Here is a 26,538-nt window from a genome sequence, read left to right on the forward strand (position 1 = left end):
TGTCTGAACAGCGATATGCTCTTCTCCCTGATCCCGAACTTAACACTTACCCTGCCATTTTGTAGAGCCTTCCAATCTTCCGCCGCATTCCCCCAAAAACCGGAAATCGAGTCCGATTTACGAACCGCAACAGGCCGCCGGTCAAGTCGCGATCCACTCGCAGCGGCAAGGAAAGGCGGTTTCAATCTCGAACATGTATCCAAATAGATCGAGAGGGGGTGCTCACAATGATCAGACACCAATGGGCAAGACAACGCGATTCCGTGCCTTGACGGCCGTCTCCGCCAACGAGCCGGTAACATCCCGAACAGATGCTTGCAAGGAGGATGCTTGATGCATGGAAGGTTCCGAACCGTAGCTACGCAGTTGTTTTCCATTTTTTTTGTCAGCATGATCATTCCCGTACTGGCCGGCGGATATTTCTCGTATCATAAATCGGCGGGGATGATCGAGCGCCAGGTCAGCGCCGTCGCGCAGCAGACGATCAATCAGCTGCGGGACAAGCTGAACGTGATCACGAAGAAATACGAAGATACGTCGATGATATTCATGTACAGCCAGGCCATCCAAAAGGCGATTCAGCCCGGACCGCGCGATACCGAATACGAGAAGGAGCAGCAGGAGAACGAAGCGGTGCGCCTCATCTCGTCGGTCATGGCCAATTCTCCGGAGCTGCTTCATATTTACATTTTCGATGCCAAGAAAAAAAATTCCGTCTTCGATTCCAACGACGAGCTGATCGTCGACCACTGGAAAACAAGCTGGTACAAATCGATCGTCGCCGCGGGCGGCCGCCCGGTCTGGTTCGGCATATCCGACAAATCGTTTATCAAAGCGACGGACATGGGCATTCCCGTGTTCGGCCTTGGGCGGGCGCTGCGCAATGTGCAGACCGGCGAGGTGATCGGGGTCATTTTCATCGAAATCCGCGGCAATGTGCTCTCCGAGCAGCTCGACAATGTCCGCTTTGCGAAAAGCGGCTTCGCCTACTTGTCGGACGCCTCGAACCGGGTCGTCTACCGGCCGGACGTCACCTATACCGCTTTCGAAGGCAAGCAGGCCGATTTCCCCAAAACAACGCAAATCAATCATTTCACGAAAGGCGGCAAAAAATATTTGATGGTGCCGGCCGTATTAAATAACGGCTGGATGCTGAACGGCATCGTTCCCGTCCAGGAGCTTGTGGCGGAATCCGTGCAGATCCGCAACCTGACGATTCTGACCGCCGCCGTATCGGTGCTTTGGGCGCTGGCGGTCGGCTACTACATCAGCCGCAAAATCGGCCGGCCTCTGCGCGAGCTGAGCATTCTGATGAAACGAAGCGAAAGGGGCGATTTGTCGGTGCGCAGCAGCATATACGGACATAACGAGCTCGGTCAGCTGAGCCGGAGCTTCAATAACATGATCGGCCAGATCGGCCATTTGATCCGCCGCATCTCCGAGGAGGAATCCGAGAAGCAGAAGGCGGAAATCCGCGCGCTGCGGTACCAGATCAATCCGCATTTTCTGTACAATACGCTCAATTCCATCCGCTGGATGGCGAAGCTCGGCAAGCCCGACAAGGTGGAGCGGGCCATATCCGCGCTCGTCCAACTGCTGGAGGCGAACGTCGAACGCAAGGGATTGTTCGTCCGGCTGGAGGAAGAGCTGTACCTGCTCACCCAATATATGGTCATTCAGCAGTACCGCTATGAAGGCCTGCTGCAGCTGCGGATCGACTGCCCGGACGATTTGATGGACCGCCAAATTCCCCGCATGCTGCTGCAGCCGATCGTGGAAAACGCGATTTTTCACGGCATTGCGCCCAAGGACGAGCCGGGTACGATCGATATCGCCGTCGCCCGCGAAGGGGAGCGTCTGCTCATTCGCATATCGGATGACGGCGTCGGAATCGGTCCCGAGGAGCTGCCGGAGCTGCTGAAGGAACGGACGCACGATACGGCATCCAAAGGCATGTCGCATATCGGTCTGCGTCACGTCCATCAGTCCCTGCAGCTGTATTACGGCAAAGAATACGGCGTCCGGGTCGCAAGCGCGCCAAAAAAAGGCACGACGGTAACGCTGATGTTCGCCGATTCGCGGGAGGAGGATGCCCATGCTAAACGTGCTGCTGGTCGATGACGAAGCGCTCGCCCGCACCGGGCTGCGTTATTCGTTCGAGTGGGAGGCGCACGGCTTCCGGCTTGCCGGCGAAGCCTCGAACGGACAGAAGGCGCTGCCTTATATCGAACGGGGGGACATCGATATCCTGATCACCGATATCTATATGCCGGTCATGGACGGGCTGGAGCTGACGAAAATTACGCGATCCGTGTCGCCGTCCACCAAAATCGTGCTGCTGAGCAGCTACAGCGATTTCGCCTATGCGCGCGAAGGGATCCGGCTCGGGGCTTCGGATTACCTGCTGAAGCCGACGCTGGAAGCGGAAAACCTGATCGAGGTGCTGCGGCGGCTGGCGGATGAGCTTGCGCAGGAGAAGGAGAGGGAGGCGATGCTCCGTCAGGATCAGGTCATTCAGATTCGCCGCATGCGGGAGGAGAAGCAGCTGCTGCGCTGGATTCGCGGCGAAACGGAGGACGACCCGAACGCAGCCGGCGGGAAGGCGCCCGAAGCGGACGGCCAATTCCGCGGCAGCCGGCTTGTCGTCTGCTCGCTTGTTATGGCCGGCCGCAAGCCGGACAACCGCGTTTTTCTGGAATTTGCGCTGGAGGAGGCGGCGGAGCTGTTTTACTGCTGCTCGGACGGCATCTGCGCGCGTTACCCGTCGAACCAGCTCGTTATGCTGATCCCGGATGAAGGGCCGGATCCCGATTTTCACGCCAGGCTCAGCCGGATTCACGCCGGCCTGGAGCGGCTGGAGCGGACCGTCACGTTGGGCGTCAGCCTTCCGGTGAAGGAGGCGGCAGCCCTGCCGGAGGCGTACAAGCAGGCCGTCACGGCGGTCCGGCGGGGATTTTTCGAGGCCTACGGCAACATTTACGCGTATACGCCGCTGTTTGAGCTGAAGCGGGAATTCAGCACGGACTATTTCCGGAAGCTGAAGGACATTTTGCGCCGGTATCTGGAAGACGGCTTTCGCGAGAAGGCCGCGGCGACACTGGAGGAAATCGCCGGGTATTGGACCTTTGAGCAGCGGACGCCGGAGGAGGTGCTGCGCGAAGCCCAGGAGGTGCTGTATGTCTGCCATCCGTTCAACCCGGAAGCGATCCGGCCCGCGGAACGGCTCGACCGGTTGGACCTGCTCAACACCGCAGAGGAGGTCAAGAGCTGGATGGTCGAGGTGTTCGAATCCGTCCGGCAGACGGAGAAGCCTCCCGAAGCCGGCAGCGGGCAGAAGGAGGACCGCGAGCGGTACAAGCAGGTGATCGATTCGGCGCTCGCCTACCTGAGCGATCATTTCAGCGGGAGCATCACGCTCGGCGATGTCGCGCGGCATGTCAATATGAGCAAAAACTATTTCAGCGAAATTTTCAAGCGCGAGACGGGCCAAAGCTTTATCGACTACCTTATTCAGCTCCGGCTCGGCCATGCCCGGCATCTGCTGAAGACGACCTCGCTGAAGGTGTTCGAGGTAGCGGAACGCTCGGGCTTCAGCGACGTGAAATATTTCAGCCGGCTGTTCAAGAAAATGATGAACTGCTCGCCGTCCGAATTCAGGGAGTAAAATATTCCGGGCTTCCGCTCATCGTTTGAAAAGAATGGAAACCGTTTATTTTCCGAACATACTCCACCCCGGCGGAATGTAAGCGGTTTAACGGGGGATGGGTCCGTCTTATACTTAAAACGCTTTCAAAAATATCGGTTGAGGGGGATTGGACATGAAATTCAAACGAAATGTTCTGCGCGTGCTCGCTCCGGCTATGGCGATGTCGCTCCTGCTGTCCGCATGCGGCGGAGGCGGCGGCAGCGGCAATGGCAGCGGGGACAGCGCAGAGTCCGGCAGCGGCGCGAAGGTGAAAATCAAATGGGCTACTTGGGGGAACCCCGGCGAGCTGACGCGCTTTCAGGAATTCACGAAGGAATTCAACAAAACGCATCCCAATATCGAGGCCGAGCTGATTCCGATTCCGGGCGAATACGAGCAGAAAATTTTGACGCAGCTGAGCGGCGGCACGGCGCCGGACATTTTCTACGGCGGGGATACGACGATCGTCAAACTGATCGATAACGGCAGCATCGAGGAGCTGACTCCTTATTTCGAGCGGGCCGACAGCACGATCAAAACGGACGATTACGCCGACGGGCTGTGGGGACCCGCGAAATCGGGCGACAAAATTTTCGGCGTTCCGGTCGACTGCAACCCGATGGTGCTCTGGTACAACAAGAAAGTGCTGAGCGACGCCGGCATTACGGAGGATCCCGCCGATCTTCAGCAGAAAGGCGAGTGGAACTGGGACAAGTTCCAGGATATGACGGCCAAGCTGCATGCCGCCGGCAAATACGGCTATGTCGTGGAAAATTCCTGGAATACCTATTACAGCTGGATCACCGGCAACGAAGGCAAGGTTTACGACGACAGCGGCAAGTTCATCGCCGATACCGATCCGAAAGCGGTCGAAACGTGGAAGTACTTCTACGATAACCTGAAAGCGGGCAACTTTACGTTTGCGGGCACGCTGCCGAAGGGCCAGGGCTCCGACGCGATGTTCATGTCGTTCCAGCTGGGCTTTGCGGGCGCCGGACGGTGGTACCTGCCGGAGTTCAAGCAGAACAAGGACCTCAGCTTCGACGTCGTGCCGTTCCCGACGAAGACCGGCCAGGTCGAGCCTGCGGCGGTGGCCACCGCTTACCTGACGATGAACAAGGCGACCCAGCATAAGGACGAGGCTTGGCAGTTCATGCAGGCATTTCTGTCCAAGGAAGGCCAGACGTTCCGGCTGCAAGGCGGCGGCAACGCGGTGCCATCGGTGAAAGGCGCCGACGACGTGGTGCTGGAAGGCAACATTCCGGCGCATGCCAAGACGTTCCTCGATACCCGCGAACGCGGCTACGTCATTCCAACCGCCGAAGCGTCCATCCCGGGTCTGAGTTCCGAGATCACCTCGGCGCTGGAAGAGCTGTGGCTTAAAAACATCCCGCTCGAGCAGGGCCTGAAAAATCTCGGCGAGAAGGCGAACGCCAAAATCAAAGACGTGAAAGGTTAAGGAGGGAGATACCGCCGTGCAGAAAAAGGGAGTCAACACGTTCTGGGGCTACCTGTTCATCTTTCCGCAGCTGGCCGGGCTTCTCGTGTTCGCGCTCCTGCCGCTTGTGATGGCGGTCGTCCTCGCCTTTATGAAATGGGACGGCTTCGGGGCCAAGGTGTTCGTCGGTTTCGCCAACTTCGCCTACACGTTCAAGGACCCGGATTTCCTCATCGCGCTCAAAAACACGACGTTTTATACGGTCATGGTCGTTCCCGGCACGATTATATTCGGCATTCTGATCGCCGTCGGGCTGAACAAGGTCAGGGGCAAAATGCTCTACCGCATCTTCTATTACATGCCGTCCATCACAAGCTCCGTTGCGGTCGCCGTCGTGTTTCTGTGGATTTTCAACTCGGATTTCGGGCTGATTAACGTCTATTTGAAGCAGTGGTTCCATATCCAGGGACCCAAATGGCTGACGGATACGCATATCGTGCTGCCGTCGATCGCGCTGCTCAGCATCTGGTGGGGAGTTGGCGGCAACATGATCCTGTTCCTGGCGGGGCTTCAGGGCATCTCGGCCTCCTATTACGAGGCCGCCCAAATCGACGGCGCAAGCAAGCTGCAGCAGTTTCGGCACATTACGATTCCGCTTCTGACGCCGACGACGTTCTTCGCCACGATCGTCTCGATTATCGGCTCGTTCCAGGTGTTCGACCAGTCCTTCATCATGACGGGTGGCGGGCCGTCCAAAGCAAGCTACACGCTCGTGTACCATATTTACCAGCGGGCCTTCGTCGACTTCACGTTCGGACGGAGCGCGGCCGGCGCCATCGTGCTGTTCGTCATCATTTTGCTGCTGACCGCCATTCAGCTGCGGATGGGCCGCAGGTGGGTGCATTACGAAGGATAGCGGCAGGTGACAAAGACGGCTGCGTTAAGAAGGACGAAAGGAGTTAAACGATGGCAAAAGCAAACGTGCATCACGCGCAGCGAACCGAAACGGGTGTCCTGGCGAAGCGGCGTGCAGGCGGTCAAGCGGCGGGCATTCTGCTGCATGCCGTCCTGATCTTCGGCGCGTTGATCATGACGCTGCCTTTTATCTGGATGCTGCTCAGCGCATTTAAGGATTTGTCGCAAATTTTCCTGGTGCCTCCCAGATGGATTCCGCATCCGTTCATCTGGTCCAATTTCAAAAATTCGTGGAACTATCTGCCGTTCGGCACGGCCTACTTCAACAGCCTATACATCAATGTCATCGTCGTGGCGGCACAGCTGGTTACCTGCTCCATGGCGGCGTACGCGTTCGCGAAAATCCGTTTTCCGCTGCGCGATTCCCTGTTCGTGCTGTTCCTGGCTACGATGATGGTGCCGGAGCAGGTGACGATTATTCCGCTGTATCTGATCATGAAATGGTTCGGCTGGATCGACACGCATCTGCCGCTGATCGTTCCGTCTTCGCTGATCAACGCCTTCGGCGTATTCCTGCTGCGGCAGTTCGTGAAGAGCATTCCGCCCGAGCTGGAGGAAGCGGCGATCGTCGACGGGGCGGGGCGCTGGACGCTTTACAGCCGGATTACGATGCCGCTCATCAAGCCAGCGCTCTCGGCGCTCGGAATCTTCACGTTTCTCGGCATGTGGAACTCGTTTTTCAAGCCGCTTATTTTCCTGAATTCGCCGGAGAAATTTACGGTACCGATGATGCTGAATCAGTTCCGGGGGCAGTATACGACGGACTGGGCGCTCCTGATGGCCGCTTCGAGCATCGCGATTCTGCCCGTGCTGATCGTCTACATGATCGGGCAGCGTTATATTATCGAAGGCGTAACCTTAACAGGAATTAAAGGATAAGAATCGTTTATCGCAAGCAATCGGTTTTGGCGGGTCCGGCGCGTTTTCGCGCCGGGCTTTCTTCATGGTTGGGAGAAATCCATGCTTCTCTACAAATAGCCTGACACCGGCGGGTACGTTGTGATACATTTAAGACGAATTCCATTTTTTATAAAGGAGTCGGGAGCAATGAACCGTATGGAACGTCTGACCCCGCTGCTCAAGCAATTTGTGGAAAAAGGGCCTGCCGGCGTCGCCTGCACCGTCGTCAAAAGCGGGGAAGTGTTGTACGAGGGGAGCTGCGGTTACGCGGACGCGGAAAACCGGAAGCCGATTGAAGGCGATACCATTTACCGCATTTATTCCATGACCAAACCGATTACGTGCACGGCGGCGCTCATGCTTTACGAGCGGGGTCTTTTTCTGCTGAACGATCCGCTCGAGCAGTATTTGCCGGAATTCGGCAGCCCGATGGTATACCGTTATAACGGCTACGGCTCCAGGATGGCGGTACCCGCGGCCGGTCCGATCCGGGTCAAGGATTTGTTCGCCATGACCTCGGGGCTGACGTACGGCGGGAACAGCACGGAAACCGAGCGGCAGACCGAAGCCGTGTTCAAGGACGCCGTGTCCACGATGGACATGCGGGCGCTGTCCAAAGCGCTGGCGGCCGTGCCGCTGGCATTCGATCCCGGAACGGGGTGGAAATACGGCGCAAGCCACGATGTGCTGGCCGCTTTGATCGAGGTGCTGTCGGGCGAAACGTTCGGCGAGTTTTTGCGGAAGGAAATTTTCGAGCCGCTCGGCATGACCGACACCTTCTTCCGGATTCCGGAGTCGAAACGGGACCGATTGAGTAAGCTGTACGCCCGGGCGGAGGACGGCACCTTAACCCCCGATACCGGCCGCGACGCCCCGTTTCAGCCGGGATGCCGGCACGAGAGCGGGGGCGGCGGACTGCTGTCCACGATCGGCGATTACACCCGTTTCGCGCAAGCGCTTGCACGAGGAGGCGAGCTGGACGGAGTGCGCATTCTGGGCCGGAAAACGGTGCAGCTGATGGCGACGAACCGTTTGACGCCTCAGCAGATGCAGCAGATGGCCGAATTTAATCCGAAGAACAAAGGCTACGGCTACGGCCTCGGCGTTCGCGTCCTGGTCGATCCCGCAGCAGGCGGCATTAACGGGACGATCGGCGAATTCGGCTGGGCCGGCATGGCCGGGTCCTGGGTATTGATCGACCCGAAGGAGGAGCTGTCCGTCGTCTATATGCAGCAGCTGGTGCCGCCGCTCGACGGTTACATACAGCCAAGGCTCCGGTCCGTGATATACGGCGCGCTGGAATAAAGCGGGTGAAAAGAACGGCTGCATAATAAGGAAGCCGGGGCGAGCCCCTGAGGCTTGGTCCGGCGGACGCGAAAGAGGTGTCTCGCATGGAATGGCTGGCGTTTACCGACGAAATGAATACGATTGTGCCGGACGGAGCCGTACTGGAGCGGCTCGGTACCGGCTACAAGTTTCTGGAAGGTCCCGTTTGGGACGACACGAATCATTGCCTTTATTTCTCCGATATTCCGGCCGATACGATTTACCGGTGGAGTGCGGCGGGCGGTTTTTCCGTCTTCCGCTCGCCGAGCCTGAACGCCAACGGGCTGACGCTCGACGGGCAGGGGCGCCTGCTGGCTTGCGAGCATAGCGGAAGAAAGCTGTCGCGGGGAGAGGCGGACGGAACCGTCACCGCACTGGCGTCGCATTACGGCGGGAAACGGCTGAACAGTCCCAATGATGTTGTCGTCCACGCCGACGGCTCCATTTATTTTACGGACCCGCCCTACGGTTTGAATAACGTGTCCGAGGAGAAGGAACTGCTGTTTCAAGGCGTATACCGCTATAACCCGGAGACGGAAGGGCTGCGGCTGCTCGCCGACGATTTCGATAAACCGAACGGACTGGCTTTTTCCCCGGACAAGCGAAAGCTTTATGTCGATGATACCGGCCGGGATCACGTTCGGGTGTTCGACGTGACCGGGGCGGGAGATCTGGTCAACGGCAGCATCTTTGCCGAGATCGATCCCGATGCCGGCAGAGGCGGACTGGACGGCATGAAAACGGATCTGCAGGGCAGATTGTACGTGACCGGACACGGCGGCGTATGGATCATTTCCCCGTCCGGAGAGAAGATCGGGGTGATCAAGACGCCCGAAATTGCAGCCAACCTGGCCTGGGGAGAAGACGGACAAACGTTGTTTGTGACGGCTTCCACGTCTTTATACAAGGTCCGATTGAACGTGCTGGGAATGCTCGCTGGCCGCCAAGCCTAAACGGATCGTCGCAGCGTCAAACAGCCTCCGCCTCGAAAAGACGGGGGCTGTTTGTGCCGGACAAGAGACGAATTGCGTTTATCCGTTTGCGAATAAAAATGGATTTATTTGGAAGCGTTAATGACAATCCCCTGGATAAAATGCTTTTGCGCCAGGAAGAAAATCAGGAGCAGCGGCACGACGGACACGATCGAAGCCGCCATCAGCAGATTCCAAGGCGTCGCCCCGTAAGCCGCGGAGAAGTTCGTCAGCCCGAGCGCAAGCGGGTACTTGCTTGTCGTGTTCAGGTAGACGAGCGGTCCCATCAGGTCGTTCCAGCGGTACATAAATTCCAGAATGCCCACCGTTGCCATGGACGGGAGGGAAAGCGGGAGAATGATCAGCCGGAAAATCGTAAAATAACCGCCGCCGTCAATCATAGTTGCCTCGTCCAGCGCCCGGGGAAGACCGAGGTAAAACTGCCGGAGCAGGAAAATGTTAAACGCGCTGCCGGCGAAGGCGGGGATGACGAGAGGCAGATACGTATCCATCCAGCCGGCGCCGCTGAACAGCAGAAACTGCGGAATCATCGTGACCTGGGACGGGATCATCATGGTCGCCAGCACCAGCAAAAACAGGGCGTTCCGGCCGCGGGCGCGCAGCCGGGCGAACCCGTAGGCCACGAGCGAGGACGAAATCGCCGTGCCGACGACGCAGTAAACCGTATAGCCAAGCGAATTCCAGAGATAAGCCAGCATCGGCTGATCGATAAAAATTTGCACGTAATTTTTCCACAGCATCGGCCATGGAATCCATTTCGGCGGCATCAGGTAGACGTCGCCGAGCACCTTGAGCGAGGTCGTCAGCATCCAGGCCAGGGGGAACAGAAAAAAGATCGTAAAGATACCGAGCAGCACGTAAACCAGCACTTTGCCGGGTACGCTCAGCGTCTCGCGCCGCGACAGAGATATTTTACCCGCCATTTCAAATTCCTCCTTCCGTATCTCCGTAATGGACATACCGTTTGGACAGCTGCAGCGAAAGCACCGTCAAGGCGAAAATGATCAGGAACAGGATCCAGGCCTGGGCGGAAGCGTACCCGAGTCTCATTTGCCCGAATGCCGTATTGAACAGGTAGTAGACGTAGAAATACGAATTCCAGTCCGGCCCGCCCTGCGTGATGACGTAAGCCTGCGTGAAAATTTGAAACGAGCCGATAAGGCCCATGATGACATTGAACAGAATGACGGGCGAGAGCAGGGGAACGGTGATGCTGAAAAACTGCCGGACTCGTCCCCCTCCGTCCATTTCGGCCGCTTCGTACAGATCGGTAGGCAGGCTCTGGAGGCTGGCGAGGAAAATGATGATCGTGCCCCCGATCGACGTCAGCGTCATCAGCACGAACGACGGGATGACGGTCGTCGGCGAGTTGAACCATTGCAGCCCGCCCAGTCCGATGAAGGACAGCAAATAGTTCACGACCCCGAACTGCGGATTGAGCAGCCACGACCAGAGGAACGAAATCGCAACGCCGGATACGATGGAAGGGGCGTAGAAGATCGTCCGGAAAATGGTCTGCCCTTTCACCTTCTGATTGAGCAGTACCGCCAGCAGCAGCGATACCACGATATCGAACGGCACGGCCAGCAGCGTATAGTAGGCGGTGACGGACAAGGATTTCGTAAACAGCTGATCGTGGAACAGCTGGACAAAATTTCCTAGCCCTACGAACGAAGGCAGCGACATGACGTTATAATTGGTGAAGCTGAGCACGAGCGACGCCACGATCGGACCGCCGGAAAACAGAATAAAGCCGATAACCCATGGAGAGACAAATAACCAAAAAGCGCGTTCTTCCTTCTTTGCAATCGAGGAGCGCTTTGCGGATAGATGAGCCGAAACGTCCGCGCGCTGAACCGGAATGGCCTTCATGGAATTCACTCCTTTGCGGAAACCCGCCGATAGATCAGCTGCCTTATTTCAGGTTTTGCAGGGAACGGAGGTTGCTGTCGACTTCCTTCAGCCCCTGGTCGACGCTCTTGCGGCCGTCCCACACCGCTCCAAGCGACTGATTCAGTACGTTGGAGATCGAGTCGTAATATTTAATCATGTGGTTGGGCGCTTCTTTGCCGTATTTGATGGCGCCTTCGTTGACCTGGATGATTTTGTCCGCGGGCATACCGAGCGACTTGCTCATCGTCTGCGCCCACTGCTCGAGCAGGCCCTGCTCCGGCGGAGTATTTTGCGTTTTCAGCATAAATTGCTTGAGACCGTCGGCCGGGTTCAAAATTTCCTTGATCAGCTCCCAGGCCAGTTCGGGGTGCTTGCTAGCCTTCGGAATGTTCATCGTATCGACGTACAGCACATCGTGGCGGTTGTCCTGGGTGTACGGCAGCGCCGCGACGCCCCAATGGAACGTGGCCGGTTTATACGTCGAGAACCCCCAGCCTCCGGTCATCGTCATGGCGATTTTCCCGGTAAGAAAAGGATCGCCAAGCGCGGTAATCGCTTTCATTTCCGAAGTGTTGGGAGACACTTTGTATTTGTTGACCAGGTCGTATCTGGCTTGAACCGCTTTCTTTACCGCCGGATCCGTCAGCACCGTGGGAGTTCCCATGTCTCCCGTTACGTATGCCTCGGGCTTGAAATAATCGCCGCCGAACAGCCAGGATTCTCCGGCTATATCCAGGGCATCGTTGATCCCGTAGACGGCTTTTTGCGGATTGTCTGTGTTTTTCGTCAATTTTTTGGCGTATTCGATCATTTTATCCCATGTCCAGGACTTGTCGTCCCAATCCGTCGGCGGATACGGCAAACCCGCGGCATCCAGCAAATCCTTGTTATAGAACAGGAACGATCCAAGGCCGAGAATCGGCATGCCGTACGAATGGCCGTCAATGGTATAAATATCGATCAGCTTCTGATTAAATCCTTTGATCGCGTCGGGGTCCTTCTCCATAAACGGTTTCAAATCCATCAGGTAGTCCTTGTAGGTGGCGAAACCGGCATTGGCCCAGTTGGTGGCGAGCACGTCGGGCACACTGCCGCTTGCGAACATCGTCTGCATTTTCTGGTCGATCTGGGCCTGGGGAACGATCATGAGACTGACGTGGACGTTCGGATGCTTTTGCTCGAACGATTTGACGATATCTCGTTCCCACGGATTGGCATTCGGATCGCTCCGTACCAGCCAGGAGATCGTTGTTTTTCCGGTCACGGCGTTTTTGGTAAAGCCGGTCACGGAGAAGGCGCCAAGCACGACGACTAATGACAGCGCTATCAAGAAGATGTACCGCTTTTTCATTTTTAAGGCCTCCTGTCAGAACGCGTATTGTTTACAAGCAAAAACCCCCCGAATTTTAAATCTTTATTTAATAGTTGGTATAGCTTACGGGAATAAGAGGATGAATATACATCGTCAAATTCTTATACACCCGGCGCCGGATGATGAATCGGACGACCCCCTTCAGGTCCCATTTAGACCCATTGTAAACATTTAACATGAATTTTGCGTGAGGATTAATGTTTATTTTGCAGAGAAAAAAATCGCTTTTTTTTCAAGGGGAATACGTTTGAAGGCCCAGTCGGACTGTCCGTCCGGAGGGCTGAGAGGCTCAGTTCCGGACGGCAGCCGGTTTAGAACTGGCTGGATAACGTAATGAACAGCGGCAAATACAGAAAGCTGGCGAGCGTCGTAAAGGCGACGGTGATGGACACCAAATCTTTGTCCCCGTTGTATTTCTCCATCAGCACAACGGCGTTGACGGCGGCGGGCATGCTCGATTGAACGAACAGGACCGCGGCTTCCTGGCCGTGAAGTCCGAGCAGCAGAATGACTAGCCAGGCCAGGACGGGAACGATTGCGATCCGCAGCAGCACGGCAAGCACGATCTCCTTCCGCCAGCTTTTGCGCCATGACGTTTTTCTCAGCTGCATCCCGAGAATGAGCAGCACGACGGCCGGATAAGCGTCGCCGACAAGCTTGAGGCCGCTTTCGACGCTGCCCGGTAGCGGAACCCGCAGAAGGTACAGTGCAATTCCGATGATGGCGGCATAAATGAGCGGCACTTTGGCGACTTGCCTCAGCGCCGTCTGCGGCTTGAAGGTGGAACGGGAAGCAAGATAAAGACCGAGCGTGTTGACGAGCAAAATTTGCCCGACGACGTAGGTGACGCCGAACGTAAACCCGCTTGTCCCATACGCAAGCAGGAGCAGGGGAAGCCCGTAATTGTTCGAATTCCCGAAGATCGTCGTCAGCTCGACTGCCCTGCGGGACGGAGAAGGGAGGCGGAACAGGAGCCCCGCCGCAGCGGCGGCCGCCCAGCAGAGCCCCGAATGAACGGCCGTGTACAGCAGGATGTGGAGAAAGGAAGCGTCGTGCTGCGTGCTGGACGTCAGCGCGGAAACGATCAGGCACGGCGAAAGCAAATAAAGGCTGATATCGGCCAGACCGCGGGAATCCGGCTGCTTGTAATGCTGGTATAAAGCGCCGAGCAAACAAGCGATCAGGATCGGTATGCTGACATTGGCGAACAGCGGCAAAAACTCGGACAAACGTGTTCCCTCCCGGTATTCTGTTAGCTCTATTGTAAGTGCGAAACGATTATTATTGAAATATATAATAACTATATCTTTTATAGGCGGCGTATATGGATAACCGGTCGGCCAGCGGAACCGGTGCTTGTATGGGCTCCGTTGAGGTTGGGCATGGCTATAACCAGGAATATCCACTCCGGTTCGCCGGCGAAAGCGGGCCCGGATACGGAAAGGAGCCGATACCGATGAGGGCGATGTGGAAAGGCACGATCAGCTTCGGGCTGGTCAACATTCCGGTCAGCATGTATAAAGCGACCGAAGAGCACAAGACCAGCTTCCGCAGCCTGCATGCCCTATGTCAGCAGCCCATCCAATACAAGAAATGGTGTCCGTCCTGCCAGCGCGAGGTGCAGCAGCAGGAGATCATCCGGGGCTATGAGTTTGCACGGGGAAATTACGTCACGATTTCGGATGATGAAATGGACAAGCTTCCGCTTCCCACGCTGCGTACGATCGAAATTTTGCATTTTACGGACGCAAACGGCATCGACCCGATTTTTTATGAAAACGCCTATTACCTCGGTCCGAGTGAATTCGGCGCTAAACCGTACAAGCTTCTGCACGCCGCCATGAGTCAGACAGGCATGGCAGCAGTAGCCAAAATCGCCTTCCGCACCCGCGAGCATCTGTCCGTCCTGCGGCTCCACCGGAACGGCCTGGTGCTGAACTTCTTGTATTATCCTGCGGAAGTCCGTCCGGTGCAGGAGGTGCCCGGGCTGGGAGGAGCGGAGCCATATTCCGAACCCGAGCTTCAAATGGCGGTGCAGCTGATCCGTGAAATCAGCGGCGCGTTCCGCAGCGATTACCGCAGCAATTACGAAGCGGCGCTTCAGCAGCTCATTCAGGCGAAGCTGCAAAACAGAGAAATCGTGCAGCCGCAAATATCGCCCGTCGCCGATCTTATGGAAGCCCTGAAGCTCAGCCTGGCGGCGGTCGGCGGACCGGCCGCCATGGTGCCCGATACATCGCCTGCTTCGGGACCGGGAGCTATGCCGCCCGCGCCGCCCGCTGCAGGTCCGGGGGCTTTCTCTGCGCCGCCGGCTGCGGATCGTTCGCCGGCCGCCATTTCTTCCACAAGACCGAGAAGGCGCAGATAAGGCGAGCTTTGATGAAAGGCGTTTTTTTTCGCGGTTACGCTCTCCGGCGCAGCAAAATAGGAAACGAAAGAGCAGGCAGCCGGCCTGCTCTTATTTTTGATGCAGAAGCTTCGATTTCAAAAACATGATATTTGGGGCGTTGACATACCTACCGAGGGTATGTATATTGAAGATACCTACCGAAGGTATGGTCGGTTGGTTCATTCGAGACCGAAGAGAAGGGAAGAACGAAAATGAGCAAAACACGAAAAGAAATCATCGTCACGCTGATTATTAACATCGTGCTGCCTTACTTGATTTACAGCCTGCTGGTTAAACATACGAGCAGCCTGACCGCTTTGTCCGCAGCGGCTCTCGTGCCGCTCTGCGACACGCTGTACAGCCTGATCCGTACGCGTAGGGCGGATGCGTTTTCCGGCTTTATTTTTTTCGGTCTGGTCCTCGGCGTCGCTGCCGTTCTGCTGGGAGGAGATGAGCGGTTCATTTTGCTGCGGGAATCTTACCTCACCGGTCTGCTTGGCCTGACGTTCCTGATTTCGCTGGCTTTTTCCCGGCCTTTAATCTATTATTTTGCCGAGCGGTTTACGGGCCGCGATCCCGAAATGAACGACAAGTGGCAGCGGCTGCCGCGCTATCGGCGGGTCTTTCGGCTGATGACGGCGGTATGGGGCGCCAGCCTGCTGCTGGAAGCATGCGTCAAAGTCGTGCTGGTCTATGCGCTGCCGGTTCCCGCTTTCCTGGCTTTCTCGCCGATATTCACTTATGGGCTGATCGGGTTGACAATCTGGTGGAATATCGCCTACGTTAGACGTGCGAAACGAAAGGCTGCGGCGGTTCCTACACATCTGACGACACCGGGAGGTTTTGCGAATGCAAACAAAATCGATGAACGCCAGCCTTAAAATGCTGCTCGATATCGCGGAGCAAATGATTTTGGAAAAGGGATGCCGGGCGACCACGCTTCAGGATATCGCGGACCGCGCCGGTTTGACCAAAGGAGCCATTTATCATTACGTCAAAAGCAAGGACGAATTGTTCGCCCTGATATTGGAGGCGGGAATGGAGAATGCAAACCGGCTGTTTTTTGAATCCGCCGCCCAGGCCCCGGAAGGGCCGGAAGGGCTGATCGAGCCGCTGAACGCCGTATCCGGCCGGCTGCAAAGCATCGGCAGCGGGAACAGCGCCGTCAATCTGGTGTTTCTCTATCTGCTCAGCCAGCAGGATAAGCCCGCCGTGGCGGACATTTTGAAGCGATATCACGAGACTTCCGTGCAGACGAGCAGGAAGTGGATTGAATTCGGGCAGCAGCACGGAGCGATTCCGGGCTCGGTCGATGCGGATAAAGCCGCGCGCATGTTTGCGATTTTCAAAAACGGGCTTCAGGTGCAGCAAAACATTTCGGACGAAGCCGGTAAAATCGGCGAAAAGGACATCTTTGCGTTCATGATGAATGCGCTCGGCTCCCCCCGGACGGAACAATAATATTTTTGCAGGGCCGGCAGGATTTAACCGGGACGGAAGCGAAGCTTTATCATCGGCAATGACGCAAACGGTAACGGGCGGCGGCAGGCTGCCCGATTTTTCGGCATCTATAGAAAACGTTTTCGATTGGAAAAGGACTTTCTCTATAGACATAAGGGAAAAGGGACTCGCATGCCATGAACGGTGCGCGGTCCGTTTATTCCCGGCCAATTTAGGAACGGTGGGCAAAAGCATGAGTGTATGGGTCCGGGAGATGTCGTTTTACAAACGTTTTTTTGTCCTGACTTCTATTATCGCGCTGCAAAACCTAATCACATTCGGGGTCAATCTTTCGGATAATTTGATGCTGGGAGGCTACAGCGAATCGGCGCTTTCGGGCGTAGCCATCGCCAACCAGATACAATTCATTCTCCAGATGCTGATCATGGGCGTGGGCGAAGGCGTCGTCATTATGTCCTCGCGCTATTGGGGCGCCAAGGATGTGCAGTCGATCCGCGCTGTGTCGAATATCGGCATGCGGATTGCGGCTGCAATCGGCTTGATCATGTGGGGGGTCGTGTGGTTGTTCCCCACGGGATGTTTAAGCCTTTTTACGAACGATCAGAGCGTCATTGCAGCCGGGGTCGATTACCTGCGGATCATCTGCTTCTCTTATTTCTTTTTTGCCATGACCAATCTGCTGCTCGCGTCGCTGCGGAGCGTGGAGACGGTCAAGGTCGGCTTCATGGTATCCGTATCCACGCTGCTCATCAATATCGGTTTGAATTACACGCTCATTTACGGGCATTTCGGGTTTCCGGCCATGGGCGTGAGGGGGTCGGCGACAGCGACGCTTACCGCCCGGATCATCGAATGCTTCATCGTTTGGGTGTATCTGAAAGCATTCGATCGCAAGCTCCGGTTCAAGCTTCGTCATTTCGTCGCGAAAATCGATTTTGGCCTGCTCAAGCAGTATATCAAGATCGGATCGCCGATTCTGATGTCGAACGCCGTTTGGGGTGTAGCCATGGCGACTCAAACCGCCATTTTGGGTCATATGGGGGAGGCGGCGATTGCGGCGAACAGCGTGGCGACGACCGCGTTTCAGATCGTCTCGGTGGTGGCGTACGCCTCGGCAAGCGCGACGGCCGTCATCATCGGCAAAACCATCGGCGGAGGTCAAATCGATTCCATCAAATCGTATGCTAAGACGCTGCAGCTATTGTACGTGATCATCGGGCTCGGCACGGGGGCGGTACTGTTTGCCGCCAAGGATCTGATCATCGGGTATTACAGTATTTCAAGCGACGCCAAAGCGCTTGCGCTGCAGTTCATGACGATCCTGTCCATTACGTCGTGCGGCACCGCTTATCAAATGCCGTCGCTAACGGGCATCGTGCGCAGCGGCGGCGACACCCGTTTCGTCCTGTACAACGATTTTATTTTCATGTGGCTGGTTGTGCTGCCGGCTTCCGCCGCATGTGCGTTCGTATTCCATCTGCCGCCCGTGCCGACGTTTATTTGTTTGAAATCGGATCAAATCCTCAAATGCTTCGTGGCGATCGTGAAAGTGAACCGTTTCCGGTGGATACGAATATTCGAACCCGTGCAGAACAAAATCGAAGCCTGACGCGGAGAATCAAGCTGAAGGCCGCGTGCCCTGCCGGATTAAAGCCCGGGGCGGTTTCGGCTGAATAAGGCGGTTGGCCTCGATCTGCTCGAGAAGCGGAGGATGATTTCTGCCGCGCGCAAGCGGAGGTCGCCGTTCTCGTGCTGCAGCATTTCCTCCAGGACGATGAAAGCTTTCCGCTTGATGGCCTCGTCCCGCTGCCTGCGAAATCGAAACGGGAAGCTTTTGTGCCGATGTACTTTTGCTTCGATATCCCCAAGCACCCACGTATGCTTATGCCGCTGCTGCAGCTCGGCCTCCCGGGCCTGCGAAAATTTCTCGAAACGATAAGGATGCATCATCGTCATTTCTCCTCCTCATGGTTCGCGTTATTCTCATCTCCGCTTGTTTCTTCCATTTTTTCGGGCTTTTCGGCCTCTTCTGGCGCTCTGACGGCCGCGGTAAAACGCGGTTCGTCGATCTGCAGGCCGACGGCAGAGAAATAATACCATTTCGCATTCTCGTCATCTTCGCCTGCTTCATCCATCCGGTCAAACTCGTCGAGCAGCTCCCGGAACCGGGCAAGCCATTGAACAAATTGATCCTCCCGGACGCGCATCTCGGCCTGCACGCCGATGCGGGGGCGCAGGCTCGCGTCCTTGCCGCCGTTTTGAAACGCTTCATCCGGGGCGGAAAGCACGCGAAGCCGCGCCCGGTTCAACACTTCAAGCATGGTCTGCCGGAGCAAATCGCCGACTTCAGCCGTATATGGAAGCAGGTCGTCGGCCGGTCTGAATCCGTAGGCGACCGCGCGGAAAAATTTTTGGACGATCCCGTTCTTTACTTCCGTGCGGACGACGTTGATAAACCCGTTTTTCTCCAGCTCATTCAGATGATAATGAATTTTGGCTCTCGGAATTTCCAGTATTTGGGCGATTTGCTGGCCGGTATAAGAGCCTTCAATCAGCAAACTCAAAATTTTGACGCGAAACGGATCGCTGACCGCCTTTAATTGATCGTAAGTGGTAATGATAAAGTACTGCTCCATATTTTTGCACATCCTATTCGATTTACTCGGTCAGATTAATTTACTCGTATAATAAAAGATGACGGAAGAAATTGTCAAGCACAATTTTTGGAGCCGGAAATTTTTGGACGGGCACGCCCTGGCTCAAGGACCGTAACATCGAAGTAAGTTAATGAACTCGATTTCAGTACTATTGGCGGGGTTGGCCGACTGCTATAATTGATAGGGTACCTTTCGCTGCATGTCCGGCGACAACACGTTTCTCTCAAGGAGGATATTATAATGACTATGCCTGTGCGCAAACTGGGTCCGACGGGTTTGTCCGTCGGCGAAATCGGGATGGGCTGCATGCCGCTGTCACTGAACAGCCGCCCGCCGGAGGAAGATGGCATCAAAACGATTCATGCCGCCCTGGAGCAGGGGATCACGCTGTTCGATACCGCCGACGCTTACTGCCTGAATTCGACCGAAAACGGCCATAACGAGCGCCTGCTGGCCAAAGCGCTGAAAAACCGCCCCGACGCGATCGTAGCGACAAAAGGCGGGCATATCCGGCCGGACGGCCGCTGGGATACCGACGGCCGCCCCGAGCATCTGCGTGAAGCGTGCGAGGACAGCCTGCGTTCGCTCGGCGTCGAAGCGATTACGCTGTATCAGTTTCACCGCCCGGATCCGAAGGTGCCTTTCGCCGAGTCCGTCGGAGCGGTCGCGGAATTGCAGCGGGAAGGGAAGGTCGTCCATGTGGGGCTGTCGAACGTCTCGGTTGCTCAGCTGGAGGAGGCGCGCAAAATCGTCAACGTTGCGAGCGTCCAAAACCGGATGAACCTGTTCGACCATTCCTCCATGGACGTCATGAAGCGCTGCGAAGAGCTCGGCATCGCCTTCCTGCCGTACAGCCCGCTCAACGGGATGAGCAACGCGGGCGGCATCGGCAGCAACGAGACGCTTTCGCGGATTGCCGGCAAGCATAACGCTTCGCCGCAGCAAATCGCCATCGCCTGGCTGCTGCAATTGTCGCCGGTCATCCTGCCGATTCCCGGTGCGAGCAAAGCGGTCAACATCGTCAACTGCGCCGGCGCGTCCAACGTGAAGCTGACCGCCGAGGACGCAGCCGAACTGGGCGGCATCGCCGCTCAAGCCACGGCTTGACCCGAAGCCGTTCTGCCAAGCCGCCTTGCGAAAGGCGGCTTTGTTTTGTTGCGGGCGTCACCGAAATGACGGATCATGATGGCTGAGACCTGATGCAGTTTTTGTAAGCGCTCGTATGAATCCGGTAAATGGCTTATAATCTAATCTGTTTAAAAATGACATAAGGCGTTATTCACGGGAGGAACGGGATGAAAACGAAGGCTTGGTATGTCAAAGCGCCTTTTCAATTCGAGCTGCGCGAAGGCGAGCTTGGGGAGGTCGGCGAGGATGAGGTATTGATTCGCGTGAAAGCATGCGGCATATGCGGCACGGATATGACGAGCGCCAAAACGGCAGCTTCCGATTGGGAACCGATCGGCCATGAAATATCGGGTATCGTGGTGCAAAAGGGAGCGCGTGTCCGGCACGTCGAGGTCGGCAGCTCCGTTACGCTGGAGACGAGCACGTTTTGCCGGACCTGCGACTGGTGCCGGGACGGCCGGTACGACCTGTGCAACAAAGGACCAAGCTTCTGGGGGCGCAGCTTCTCCATGGGATTCGGTGAGTATATCGTCGTCCCCAAAGAGGTTGTCGTACCGTTCGAAGGGCTTTCCTTCGCGGTCGCTTCGCTGGTGGAGCCGCTCGGGGTCGCGGTCGATCTGACGGAGACGGTCGACATCCGCATGGGCGACGACGTGCTTGTGCTCGGCCTCGGGCCGATCGGCCTGATGGCGCTGAGGCTGGCGAAGCTGCGCGGCGCGCGCAAAATTTACGCGGCTGCCCGTTCCCACTCCATAAAACGGATCGAGGCGGCGCTTGCCTTCGGGGCGGACGAAATCATTTATACCGACAAGACGCCGCTCGAATCCTATCCGTTCGACCGCGGCGGAGTAGACCGCGTGCTCGTGACCGCTCCGCCTTCCACGATCCCGTCGTCGTTCAAGGCGGCGCGAACGGGAGGCGTCATCGGCTTTATCGGCATCGAATACGGCGCCGGCGCGAATATCGCATTCGATGCGAACGAATTTCATTTCAAGAAGCTGCAGCTGAGAGCTTCGCATGCGACCCCCGCGCTATTTTTCCCGAAAAGCATCGAGCTGCTGAAATCGGGCGCGGTCGACGGCGAAACGCTGGTCACCCACACGTTCGGCCTCGAACGGTTCGCGGAAGCGATGAAGGAACTGCAGGCCGACCGCGGATCCGCGATCAAAATGGTGATGGTTAACGATTGAAAGTTTGGCTGGTGTGACTTCATAAACCGGATGAGAAAGCCGCTTGGTTGCGGCTTTTTTCTTTTTTTCTGGCGGATTTGGAAATCATGCTTTCTGTCCCGGGATGGAAATTGGGTTCATCCGCCAGACGCTTATCGGCCCGGACAACCGATCGTACTCCTGTAATTGTCTCCGTGTAAAATGAAGTTCAAATAAAAACAGTCAACCAAGGGGAAGAAAGAAAACCTTGATTGACTGCTTATTTAAAGGAAACTATTAACCATCGTTCAAAGGGGCGCACCTTATCATCAGAATAAATCATCGGAAAGAAAAAGTCTATTCATTTTTGAAAATTTCCACTATATTTTTGTTATTGCTTCCGCGGAGCAGAACATAATCCAAGGAGATCCATTCTATGGAAAAGCGATGGTTAGGTCAACTGGAAGTGTCTGCAATGGGTCTTGGCTGCATGGGGATGTCCGACTTTAATGGTGCGGCTGATGAAAAACAATCCATTCAAACGATCCATAAGGCAATGGATTTAGGAATAAAATTGTTTGATACTGCTGATACGTATGGTGTCGAAGGGTCAAACGATACGAAGACTTGGTACAGATTATGTTGATTTATATTATCAGCATATGCCAGACGCTCATGTTCCAATTGAAGAAACAGTAGGTGCCACGAGCGAGCTTGTAAAAAAAGGAAAAGTCCGTCATATAGGTCTTTCAAATATCGGGACAGAAGCATTGATCAGAGCAAATAAAATCCATCCGATTACGGCTCTACAAGCCGAATATTCCTTATGGAGCCGCGAAGCTGAACAAGCGCTGCCTACAGTACGGGAACTGGGATTAGGCCTTGTGGCCTATAGTCCGCTAGGAATGGGTTTTTTAACCGGAGCTATAAAACGTTACGAGGACTTGGATGAACATGATATCAGGCGGCACTTCACACGATTTCAAGTGATCATTTCAAAATAAATCTCGATTTGATCGCTGAGATTGAACACATTGCACGAGAAAATCAGGTAACATCTGCTCAAGTTGCTCTTGCCTGGGTACTTCTTCAAGGGAAAGATATTGTCCCCATTCCGGGTACAAGCAAAGAAATAAGATTAATGGAGAATATCGGCGCTTTGAAGGTTAAATTAAACCGTGAAGATCTGATCAAGATCGATAGCATAGCCAGTCAATTCGTAGGAGATTTTGAAGTTTCAGTCGATGCTCTTGGAACTCTTTAGTTGCAGAATCTTTTACTTCAAAAAATATTTCTAGCTCATGAGATGCGGCACTGTCCTGTGTCGCATTTCACTTTCTGAATTCAACTCCGAAGAAATTCATTCCGTTGACCTCATTCCTCTATGTAATAGAATTCTTCCGTTCATCTTCCGTTCATAATGGGACGGTAAGCTTTGCCAAGCGGGGCGAAGCTGGCCGCATCGCATGAAAAATATAAAGATTTGAAAGAGGTAACGAGATGGAAAGATCAAACAATAAAGCGCTGGTGCTGACCGGCCTGCTGATCGGTCTTATTTTTGCCGAGCTGGACGAAACGGTTGTATCCACGGCGATGCCGACGATTATCCGCGAGCTTCACGGCTTGTCGCTGTACGGGTGGGTCGCGGGCGTCTACATGCTCGCCGTTACGATGTTTATGCCCATTCTCGGGAAGCTGGCGGATTTGTACGGCCGCAAGCGCGTCTATTTAAGCTGTATGGGCCTGTTCATCGCAGGCTCGATCGTAAGCGGCCTGGCGCCTTCGATGATTATGCTGCTCGTCGGCAGGGGCATTCAGGGGATCGGGGCGGGCGGGCTCATGCCGCTGGCGCTCGTCATTATCGGCGAAACGTATCCGCTGGAGCAGCGGGCCAAAATCCAAAGTCTGTTCGGGCCGCTGATGATTTTACCGCAGCTGCTTGGCCCGACGGTGGGCGGTTACATGGTTTCCCATGTCAATTGGCACTGGGTGTTCCTGATTAACATCCCGATCGGTCTGACGGCTGCCGCGGTGCTGTCCGCCGGCATGCGGGAATCGCGCGGCGAAGGCAAGCGCAGCATCGATTGGATCGGCGCGGGAACGCTGGTGCTGTCGCTGCTGTCGCTGCTGCTCGCGCCGGTGCTGGTCGATAACCGGGGGCTTTCGTGGTCGTCGCCGGTTATTATCGGCCTGCTGACATTGTTCGTTCTGCTGATCGGTCTGTTTATCCGGATCGAATCGCGTGCGGAGGAGCCGATTATTCCGCTTCACCTGTTCCGCAACCGCAATGTCGTTGTTCTGTCCATGCTCGTCTTCATTTTGATGCTCGGCCTCATGGGCGGCATCGCGACATTCCCGTTTTTTGCCCAAAACGTAATGGGGCTTACGCCGACGGCAGCCGGTTATCTGACGCTCGCGTTCATGGCGGGCGCCATCCCTTCCAGTATCGTAAACGGCTTTCTCATTACAAAAATTTCTTATCGCAATTTGTTTATCGTATGTTTTATCCTGCCGGTCTTCGGCATGATGCTGCTGTCCCAAATCAGCGTTTCGACGACAGTGCTCTACATCGTCATTTCCTTCTTCGTCCTCGGTCTCGGTCTCGGGGCATTGTTCGGCGGCGACAATCTGATCGTGCAGGAATCGGTCGCCAAAGAAACGAGCGGCGTTGCGCTCGGTACCGTCCAGCTGTTCCAATCGCTAGGCGCGACGATCGGGCTGAGCGTCTTCGGCAGCTTGCTGGCGCGGCATATCAAGGAGGGCGTGGCCGCCATGGCGGACAGGCTGCCGGCCGGCACCGCGGACAATATTGCGACCGGCGGTATTCCGCAGGGGTTGGCCGGCGGTCTGGTGGCCGACATTCAGACCATTTTCGCGGAGTCGTTCCGGAACATTTTTTATATTTCGCTCATCTTTGTCATCATCGCCTTCGTCCTCTGCTGGTTTTTGAACAAAGGCGTGCTCGTCAAGAGGGAGGAGGAGCCCGCCGCGTCCGCAGAGCCGGGAACGCTGCGCGGATAAACGGGATGGACTGCCCGGGCCGGCCGGAAAAGCCGGCCGCCGGGCGGTCATCCGCTCAAAGTGCCGCAGCGTTATACTTGAACGATCACTCCTTATTTCGTCGATTGCCAGCATTTCATCGTACGTCTCGAAGCCGAAAACAGGAAAGAATTTTGGATTTGACAATCCAAAAAGACGTGCGGTATATTGATGAAGAAAATGGATCCTCAATAAGTTTGAAATTGACGGTACTGCCGACAGGTAATCGGACTGCCGGACCCGTAATTGCAATCAGCAGGAGGTTGAGCTTGATGGAAATGAATGGTGCCCAAAAGTCCATCGGAGCGGAGGATTTGCTGCGTCATGTGCTGGCCACGCTAAAATTCCGGTTCGACATCGCGATTGCCGGGGTGAACGAAGAGTATCCGGGCTTTGAGGCAGGTAATGGCGTTCGTACGCCCGTCGTACTGGTCGCCCATATGGCGAACGTCCTGCAATCCGCCCATACCGCCATGACCGGCGAGCTTCATGACCGAGGCGAAACGGGGACATGGGAAGAGGAAACGGCCCGTTTTTACCGCATTATCGAGAAACTGGATCAAGCAGTGCCGGCGGGATTGACACAGAGCCGCGAGACGATCGAAAAGGTGGTGCAGGGCCCGCTTTCGGATGCCATGACCCATATCGGCCAATTGCTCGTTATCCGCAGAATGGCCGGAGATCCGGCTTCCGGCGCGAATTATTTCAAGGCCGCTATCAAAAGCGGGAAATGACGGGTCTTACTCACAATCGAATCCATAGATGGATATTTTTTCATTTATATTGAAAGCGTTTTCGTATACAATATATCGCAGATGTCCCGATTCGAAAGCAGCAGCTTGATCGGGGCGTTTTGCCCGTGCTTAAGGAGGCAGGATGCAGCGAACGACATAACCAAGTGGAGAACAAGAGAAATCAAAGGGGGATCACGATGGACCCGGATGTTACCGGAAAAATGGGAGACGGCAGACCCGAAACGTTAAGATTGCATACAGTCGCAGCTCAACGGACATTTCGTATCGCTGCCGTGCATGTGCGATGAACAGCAGATACAGGAGTATCCTGAGCGGCCGTCATTATGCGCACCTGATGAAGCTGGTCAATTTTATCCGCAAAGAGAACAAGCAGGACGAGTCTTCACCGGACGGCAGCACCCTTCCGCCGTTGCCCGGAAATACTGCGGACTGCATGCCGGCGAACCGCAGTGATCAGTTGAAGCGGGTCATCCAGGAGGCTCCCGAGTCCGTCGCCGGAGGCAAATTCCCGCAGGAAGGCGAGACTGTCGGGCGTGACGAGGAAGCCGTTTCGTTCAGCGGAGACTGCTACCGCCTTCCGCCCGACCTTCTGGCACAGCTGGCCGATAGGGTGAAGAACGGCGATCGGGTTCATACGGAACGAGTGCTGGATCTTTTATGTCATCAAAATCTAGAAAGCGGCCGGTTGGCGCCTGTCATGGTCAAATGGTTTTTTCTCGATCTGCAGTGTACCCTGTTGAAGCTTCTCGATTCGGCTCATGTTGATTTCAGGGACATTTTCCCCCTGGACCCCGATCCGGTTTCGATGTTAACCGAGGCGGCAACCGCAGAAATACTCTATGCCAGGACGAAAGCGATGTATATCAAGGCATGCTCGTTCATGAGAGGGGAGCGGACCGACCGCAATGAACGGATGGTTCAAGCGATCATCCGCTTCATCGAGGAGCATTACGGCGATAACAAATTAAGCTTGTCGATGATTTCCGAGGCAATGGGGTTAAGCCCGGTTTATATCTCATCGTTTTTCAAAAAATACAGCGGCGAAAATATAACGGACTTTATTATGAAAACCCGCATGAAACACGCCAAACGGCTGCTTGAACAAAATCTTACCGTCCAGGAAATCGCGGCCAAGGTCGGCTATGCCAACAATATCGTGCTGACAAGGGCTTTCAAGCGAATGGAAGGCATCACGCCCGGCTCCTACAGACAGAATCTGAAGCATACCGAATGATACAGCGGTGCCAAGCGCACTAAACCGACGGCTGACAAGGAAGCTGATTCCGTTCGATTGAGACCGTTTTTCGATGGGATCGATCAAATGTTAATTGGAGTTAACCGATCTTAAAACAAGTTAATCGACCGGGCGACTGAGTTTAC

The 26,538-nt window shown here is 55.5% G+C and carries 25 protein-coding genes; 19 read left to right on the plus strand and 6 right to left on the minus strand.

All coding sequences use genetic code 11. The annotated features are described in order from the left end of the window. The first annotated feature begins 333 nt into the window (after positions 1-333). The 7 genes from PD282_RS12845 (at position 334) to PD282_RS12875 (ending at position 9,277) form a co-directional block, all read left to right on the plus strand. Positions 334-2,121 (plus strand): sensor histidine kinase, encoded by a 1,788-nt coding sequence (locus tag PD282_RS12845; protein WP_274651073.1) that lies wholly within the window; start codon positions 334-336, stop codon positions 2,119-2,121. Next, complete coding sequence (locus PD282_RS12850; protein WP_274651074.1) at positions 2,096-3,664, plus strand: response regulator transcription factor; 1,569 nt, start codon at positions 2,096-2,098, stop codon at positions 3,662-3,664. The genes PD282_RS12845 and PD282_RS12850 overlap by 26 nt, the downstream gene beginning before the upstream one ends. A 154-nt stretch (positions 3,665-3,818) precedes the next feature. Beyond that, on the plus strand, positions 3,819-5,144 hold the full coding sequence (locus PD282_RS12855; RefSeq protein WP_274651075.1) for an ABC transporter substrate-binding protein: 1,326 nt from the start codon (positions 3,819-3,821) through the stop codon (positions 5,142-5,144). 16 nt (positions 5,145-5,160) lie between these two features. Further along, on the plus strand, positions 5,161-6,039 hold the full coding sequence (locus PD282_RS12860) for a carbohydrate ABC transporter permease (protein ID WP_274651076.1): 879 nt from the start codon (positions 5,161-5,163) through the stop codon (positions 6,037-6,039). Between the two features lie 50 nt (positions 6,040-6,089). After that, positions 6,090-6,977, plus strand: a complete 888-nt coding sequence (locus PD282_RS12865; RefSeq protein ID WP_274651077.1) for a carbohydrate ABC transporter permease — start codon at positions 6,090-6,092, stop codon at positions 6,975-6,977. A gap of 168 nt (positions 6,978-7,145) precedes the next feature. Next, positions 7,146-8,303, plus strand: a complete 1,158-nt coding sequence (locus PD282_RS12870; RefSeq protein ID WP_274651078.1) for a serine hydrolase domain-containing protein — start codon at positions 7,146-7,148, stop codon at positions 8,301-8,303. An 86-nt stretch (positions 8,304-8,389) separates the two neighbouring features. Continuing rightward, positions 8,390-9,277 (plus strand): SMP-30/gluconolactonase/LRE family protein, encoded by an 888-nt coding sequence (locus PD282_RS12875; RefSeq protein ID WP_274651079.1) that lies wholly within the window; start codon positions 8,390-8,392, stop codon positions 9,275-9,277. Positions 9,278-9,381: 104 nt separating this feature from the next. Here PD282_RS12875 and PD282_RS12880 read toward each other — a convergent pair whose 3' ends face one another. The 4 genes from PD282_RS12880 to PD282_RS12895 form a co-directional block, all read right to left on the minus strand. Beyond that, entirely contained in the window at positions 9,382-10,239 is an 858-nt protein-coding gene (locus tag PD282_RS12880) for a carbohydrate ABC transporter permease (RefSeq protein WP_274651080.1), read from the minus strand. Position 10,240: 1 nt separating this feature from the next. Next, positions 10,241-11,188, minus strand: a complete 948-nt coding sequence (locus PD282_RS12885) for a carbohydrate ABC transporter permease (RefSeq protein WP_274651081.1) — start codon at positions 11,186-11,188, stop codon at positions 10,241-10,243. Positions 11,189-11,231: 43 nt separating this feature from the next. After that, complete coding sequence (locus PD282_RS12890; RefSeq protein WP_274651082.1) at positions 11,232-12,560, minus strand: ABC transporter substrate-binding protein; 1,329 nt, start codon at positions 12,558-12,560, stop codon at positions 11,232-11,234. 332 nt (positions 12,561-12,892) lie between these two features. Then, positions 12,893-13,810 (minus strand): AEC family transporter, encoded by a 918-nt coding sequence (locus tag PD282_RS12895; RefSeq protein WP_274651083.1) that lies wholly within the window; start codon positions 13,808-13,810, stop codon positions 12,893-12,895. Positions 13,811-14,037: 227 nt separating this feature from the next. On the opposite strand from PD282_RS12895, the gene ku reads away from it, so the two are divergent. The 4 genes from ku to PD282_RS12915 all read left to right on the plus strand — a co-directional run bounded on the left by ku (position 14,038) and on the right by PD282_RS12915 (position 18,040). Continuing rightward, positions 14,038-14,949 (plus strand): non-homologous end joining protein Ku, encoded by a 912-nt coding sequence (gene ku, locus PD282_RS12900; protein WP_274651084.1) that lies wholly within the window; start codon positions 14,038-14,040, stop codon positions 14,947-14,949. Between the two features lie 233 nt (positions 14,950-15,182). Beyond that, on the plus strand, positions 15,183-15,851 hold the full coding sequence (locus PD282_RS12905; RefSeq protein WP_274651085.1) for a VC0807 family protein: 669 nt from the start codon (positions 15,183-15,185) through the stop codon (positions 15,849-15,851). Then, positions 15,820-16,431: a TetR/AcrR family transcriptional regulator gene (locus PD282_RS12910; RefSeq protein ID WP_274651086.1), complete on the plus strand. Its 612-nt coding sequence runs from the start codon at positions 15,820-15,822 to the stop codon at positions 16,429-16,431. The genes PD282_RS12905 and PD282_RS12910 overlap by 32 nt, the downstream gene beginning before the upstream one ends. A gap of 232 nt (positions 16,432-16,663) precedes the next feature. Then, positions 16,664-18,040, plus strand: coding sequence for an MATE family efflux transporter (locus PD282_RS12915; RefSeq protein WP_274651087.1), 1,377 nt, complete (start codon positions 16,664-16,666; stop codon positions 18,038-18,040). A 38-nt stretch (positions 18,041-18,078) separates the two neighbouring features. Here the strand turns inward: PD282_RS12915 and PD282_RS12920 are convergent, their stop codons facing one another. Both PD282_RS12920 and PD282_RS12925 read right to left on the minus strand, forming a co-directional pair. After that, complete coding sequence (locus tag PD282_RS12920) at positions 18,079-18,381, minus strand: hypothetical protein (RefSeq protein ID WP_274651088.1); 303 nt, start codon at positions 18,379-18,381, stop codon at positions 18,079-18,081. A 2-nt stretch (positions 18,382-18,383) separates the two neighbouring features. Continuing rightward, the gene (locus PD282_RS12925) at positions 18,384-19,067 is read right to left on the minus strand and encodes an ArsR/SmtB family transcription factor (RefSeq protein ID WP_274651089.1); all 684 of its coding nucleotides are present in this window, start codon (positions 19,065-19,067) and stop codon (positions 18,384-18,386) included. A gap of 261 nt (positions 19,068-19,328) precedes the next feature. Here PD282_RS12925 and PD282_RS12930 point away from each other — a divergent pair, with 261 nt between their 5' ends. The 8 genes from PD282_RS12930 to PD282_RS12955 all read left to right on the plus strand — a co-directional run bounded on the left by PD282_RS12930 (position 19,329) and on the right by PD282_RS12955 (position 26,392). Continuing rightward, positions 19,329-20,195, plus strand: coding sequence for an aldo/keto reductase (locus PD282_RS12930; RefSeq protein ID WP_274651090.1), 867 nt, complete (start codon positions 19,329-19,331; stop codon positions 20,193-20,195). A 188-nt stretch (positions 20,196-20,383) separates the two neighbouring features. Continuing rightward, complete coding sequence (locus tag PD282_RS12935; RefSeq protein WP_274651091.1) at positions 20,384-21,406, plus strand: zinc-dependent alcohol dehydrogenase; 1,023 nt, start codon at positions 20,384-20,386, stop codon at positions 21,404-21,406. Between the two features lie 394 nt (positions 21,407-21,800). Next, entirely contained in the window at positions 21,801-22,010 is a 210-nt protein-coding gene (locus tag PD282_RS27355; RefSeq protein ID WP_338045185.1) for an aldo/keto reductase, read from the plus strand. After that, positions 21,943-22,368, plus strand: a complete 426-nt coding sequence (locus PD282_RS27360; RefSeq protein WP_338045186.1) for an aldo/keto reductase — start codon at positions 21,943-21,945, stop codon at positions 22,366-22,368. Before PD282_RS27355 ends, PD282_RS27360 begins: the two co-directional genes overlap by 68 nt. An 8-nt stretch (positions 22,369-22,376) precedes the next feature. Then, positions 22,377-22,628 carry an aldo/keto reductase gene (locus PD282_RS27365; protein WP_338045187.1) on the plus strand — a complete coding sequence of 84 codons (252 nt, stop codon included), beginning with the start codon at positions 22,377-22,379 and terminating at the stop codon, positions 22,626-22,628. A gap of 236 nt (positions 22,629-22,864) precedes the next feature. Continuing rightward, complete coding sequence (locus PD282_RS12945) at positions 22,865-24,385, plus strand: MDR family MFS transporter (protein ID WP_274651092.1); 1,521 nt, start codon at positions 22,865-22,867, stop codon at positions 24,383-24,385. Positions 24,386-24,675: 290 nt separating this feature from the next. Next, positions 24,676-25,137, plus strand: coding sequence for a hypothetical protein (locus PD282_RS12950; RefSeq protein WP_274651093.1), 462 nt, complete (start codon positions 24,676-24,678; stop codon positions 25,135-25,137). Positions 25,138-25,441: 304 nt separating this feature from the next. Then, positions 25,442-26,392, plus strand: coding sequence for a helix-turn-helix transcriptional regulator (locus PD282_RS12955; RefSeq protein WP_274651094.1), 951 nt, complete (start codon positions 25,442-25,444; stop codon positions 26,390-26,392). Positions 26,393-26,538 lie beyond the last annotated feature (146 nt).

This window comes from Paenibacillus humicola, from assembly GCF_028826105.1.
Taxonomy (GTDB): domain Bacteria; phylum Bacillota; class Bacilli; order Paenibacillales; family Paenibacillaceae; genus Paenibacillus_Z; species Paenibacillus_Z humicola.

Coding starts and splice junctions, on each gene's coding strand:
- PD282_RS12910 (WP_274651086.1), top strand. CDS start 15,820: ATGCAAACAAAATCGATGAACGCCAGCCTTAAAATGCTGCTCGATATC.
- PD282_RS12885 (WP_274651081.1), bottom strand. CDS start 11,188: ATGAAGGCCATTCCGGTTCAGCGCGCGGACGTTTCGGCTCATCTATCC.
- PD282_RS12935 (WP_274651091.1), top strand. CDS start 20,384: ATGAAAACGAAGGCTTGGTATGTCAAAGCGCCTTTTCAATTCGAGCTG.
- PD282_RS12845 (WP_274651073.1), top strand. CDS start 334: ATGCATGGAAGGTTCCGAACCGTAGCTACGCAGTTGTTTTCCATTTTT.
- PD282_RS27355 (WP_338045185.1), top strand. CDS start 21,801: ATGGAAAAGCGATGGTTAGGTCAACTGGAAGTGTCTGCAATGGGTCTT.
- PD282_RS12870 (WP_274651078.1), top strand. CDS start 7,146: ATGAACCGTATGGAACGTCTGACCCCGCTGCTCAAGCAATTTGTGGAA.
- PD282_RS12920 (WP_274651088.1), bottom strand. CDS start 18,381: ATGATGCATCCTTATCGTTTCGAGAAATTTTCGCAGGCCCGGGAGGCC.
- PD282_RS12955 (WP_274651094.1), top strand. CDS start 25,442: ATGAACAGCAGATACAGGAGTATCCTGAGCGGCCGTCATTATGCGCAC.
- PD282_RS12875 (WP_274651079.1), top strand. CDS start 8,390: ATGGAATGGCTGGCGTTTACCGACGAAATGAATACGATTGTGCCGGAC.
- PD282_RS12890 (WP_274651082.1), bottom strand. CDS start 12,560: ATGAAAAAGCGGTACATCTTCTTGATAGCGCTGTCATTAGTCGTCGTG.
- PD282_RS12865 (WP_274651077.1), top strand. CDS start 6,090: ATGGCAAAAGCAAACGTGCATCACGCGCAGCGAACCGAAACGGGTGTC.
- ku (WP_274651084.1), top strand. CDS start 14,038: ATGAGGGCGATGTGGAAAGGCACGATCAGCTTCGGGCTGGTCAACATT.
- PD282_RS12905 (WP_274651085.1), top strand. CDS start 15,183: ATGAGCAAAACACGAAAAGAAATCATCGTCACGCTGATTATTAACATC.
- PD282_RS12880 (WP_274651080.1), bottom strand. CDS start 10,239: ATGGCGGGTAAAATATCTCTGTCGCGGCGCGAGACGCTGAGCGTACCC.
- PD282_RS12915 (WP_274651087.1), top strand. CDS start 16,664: ATGAGTGTATGGGTCCGGGAGATGTCGTTTTACAAACGTTTTTTTGTC.
- PD282_RS12850 (WP_274651074.1), top strand. CDS start 2,096: ATGCTAAACGTGCTGCTGGTCGATGACGAAGCGCTCGCCCGCACCGGG.
- PD282_RS12855 (WP_274651075.1), top strand. CDS start 3,819: ATGAAATTCAAACGAAATGTTCTGCGCGTGCTCGCTCCGGCTATGGCG.
- PD282_RS12925 (WP_274651089.1), bottom strand. CDS start 19,067: ATGGAGCAGTACTTTATCATTACCACTTACGATCAATTAAAGGCGGTC.
- PD282_RS12930 (WP_274651090.1), top strand. CDS start 19,329: ATGACTATGCCTGTGCGCAAACTGGGTCCGACGGGTTTGTCCGTCGGC.
- PD282_RS12945 (WP_274651092.1), top strand. CDS start 22,865: ATGGAAAGATCAAACAATAAAGCGCTGGTGCTGACCGGCCTGCTGATC.
- PD282_RS12950 (WP_274651093.1), top strand. CDS start 24,676: ATGGAAATGAATGGTGCCCAAAAGTCCATCGGAGCGGAGGATTTGCTG.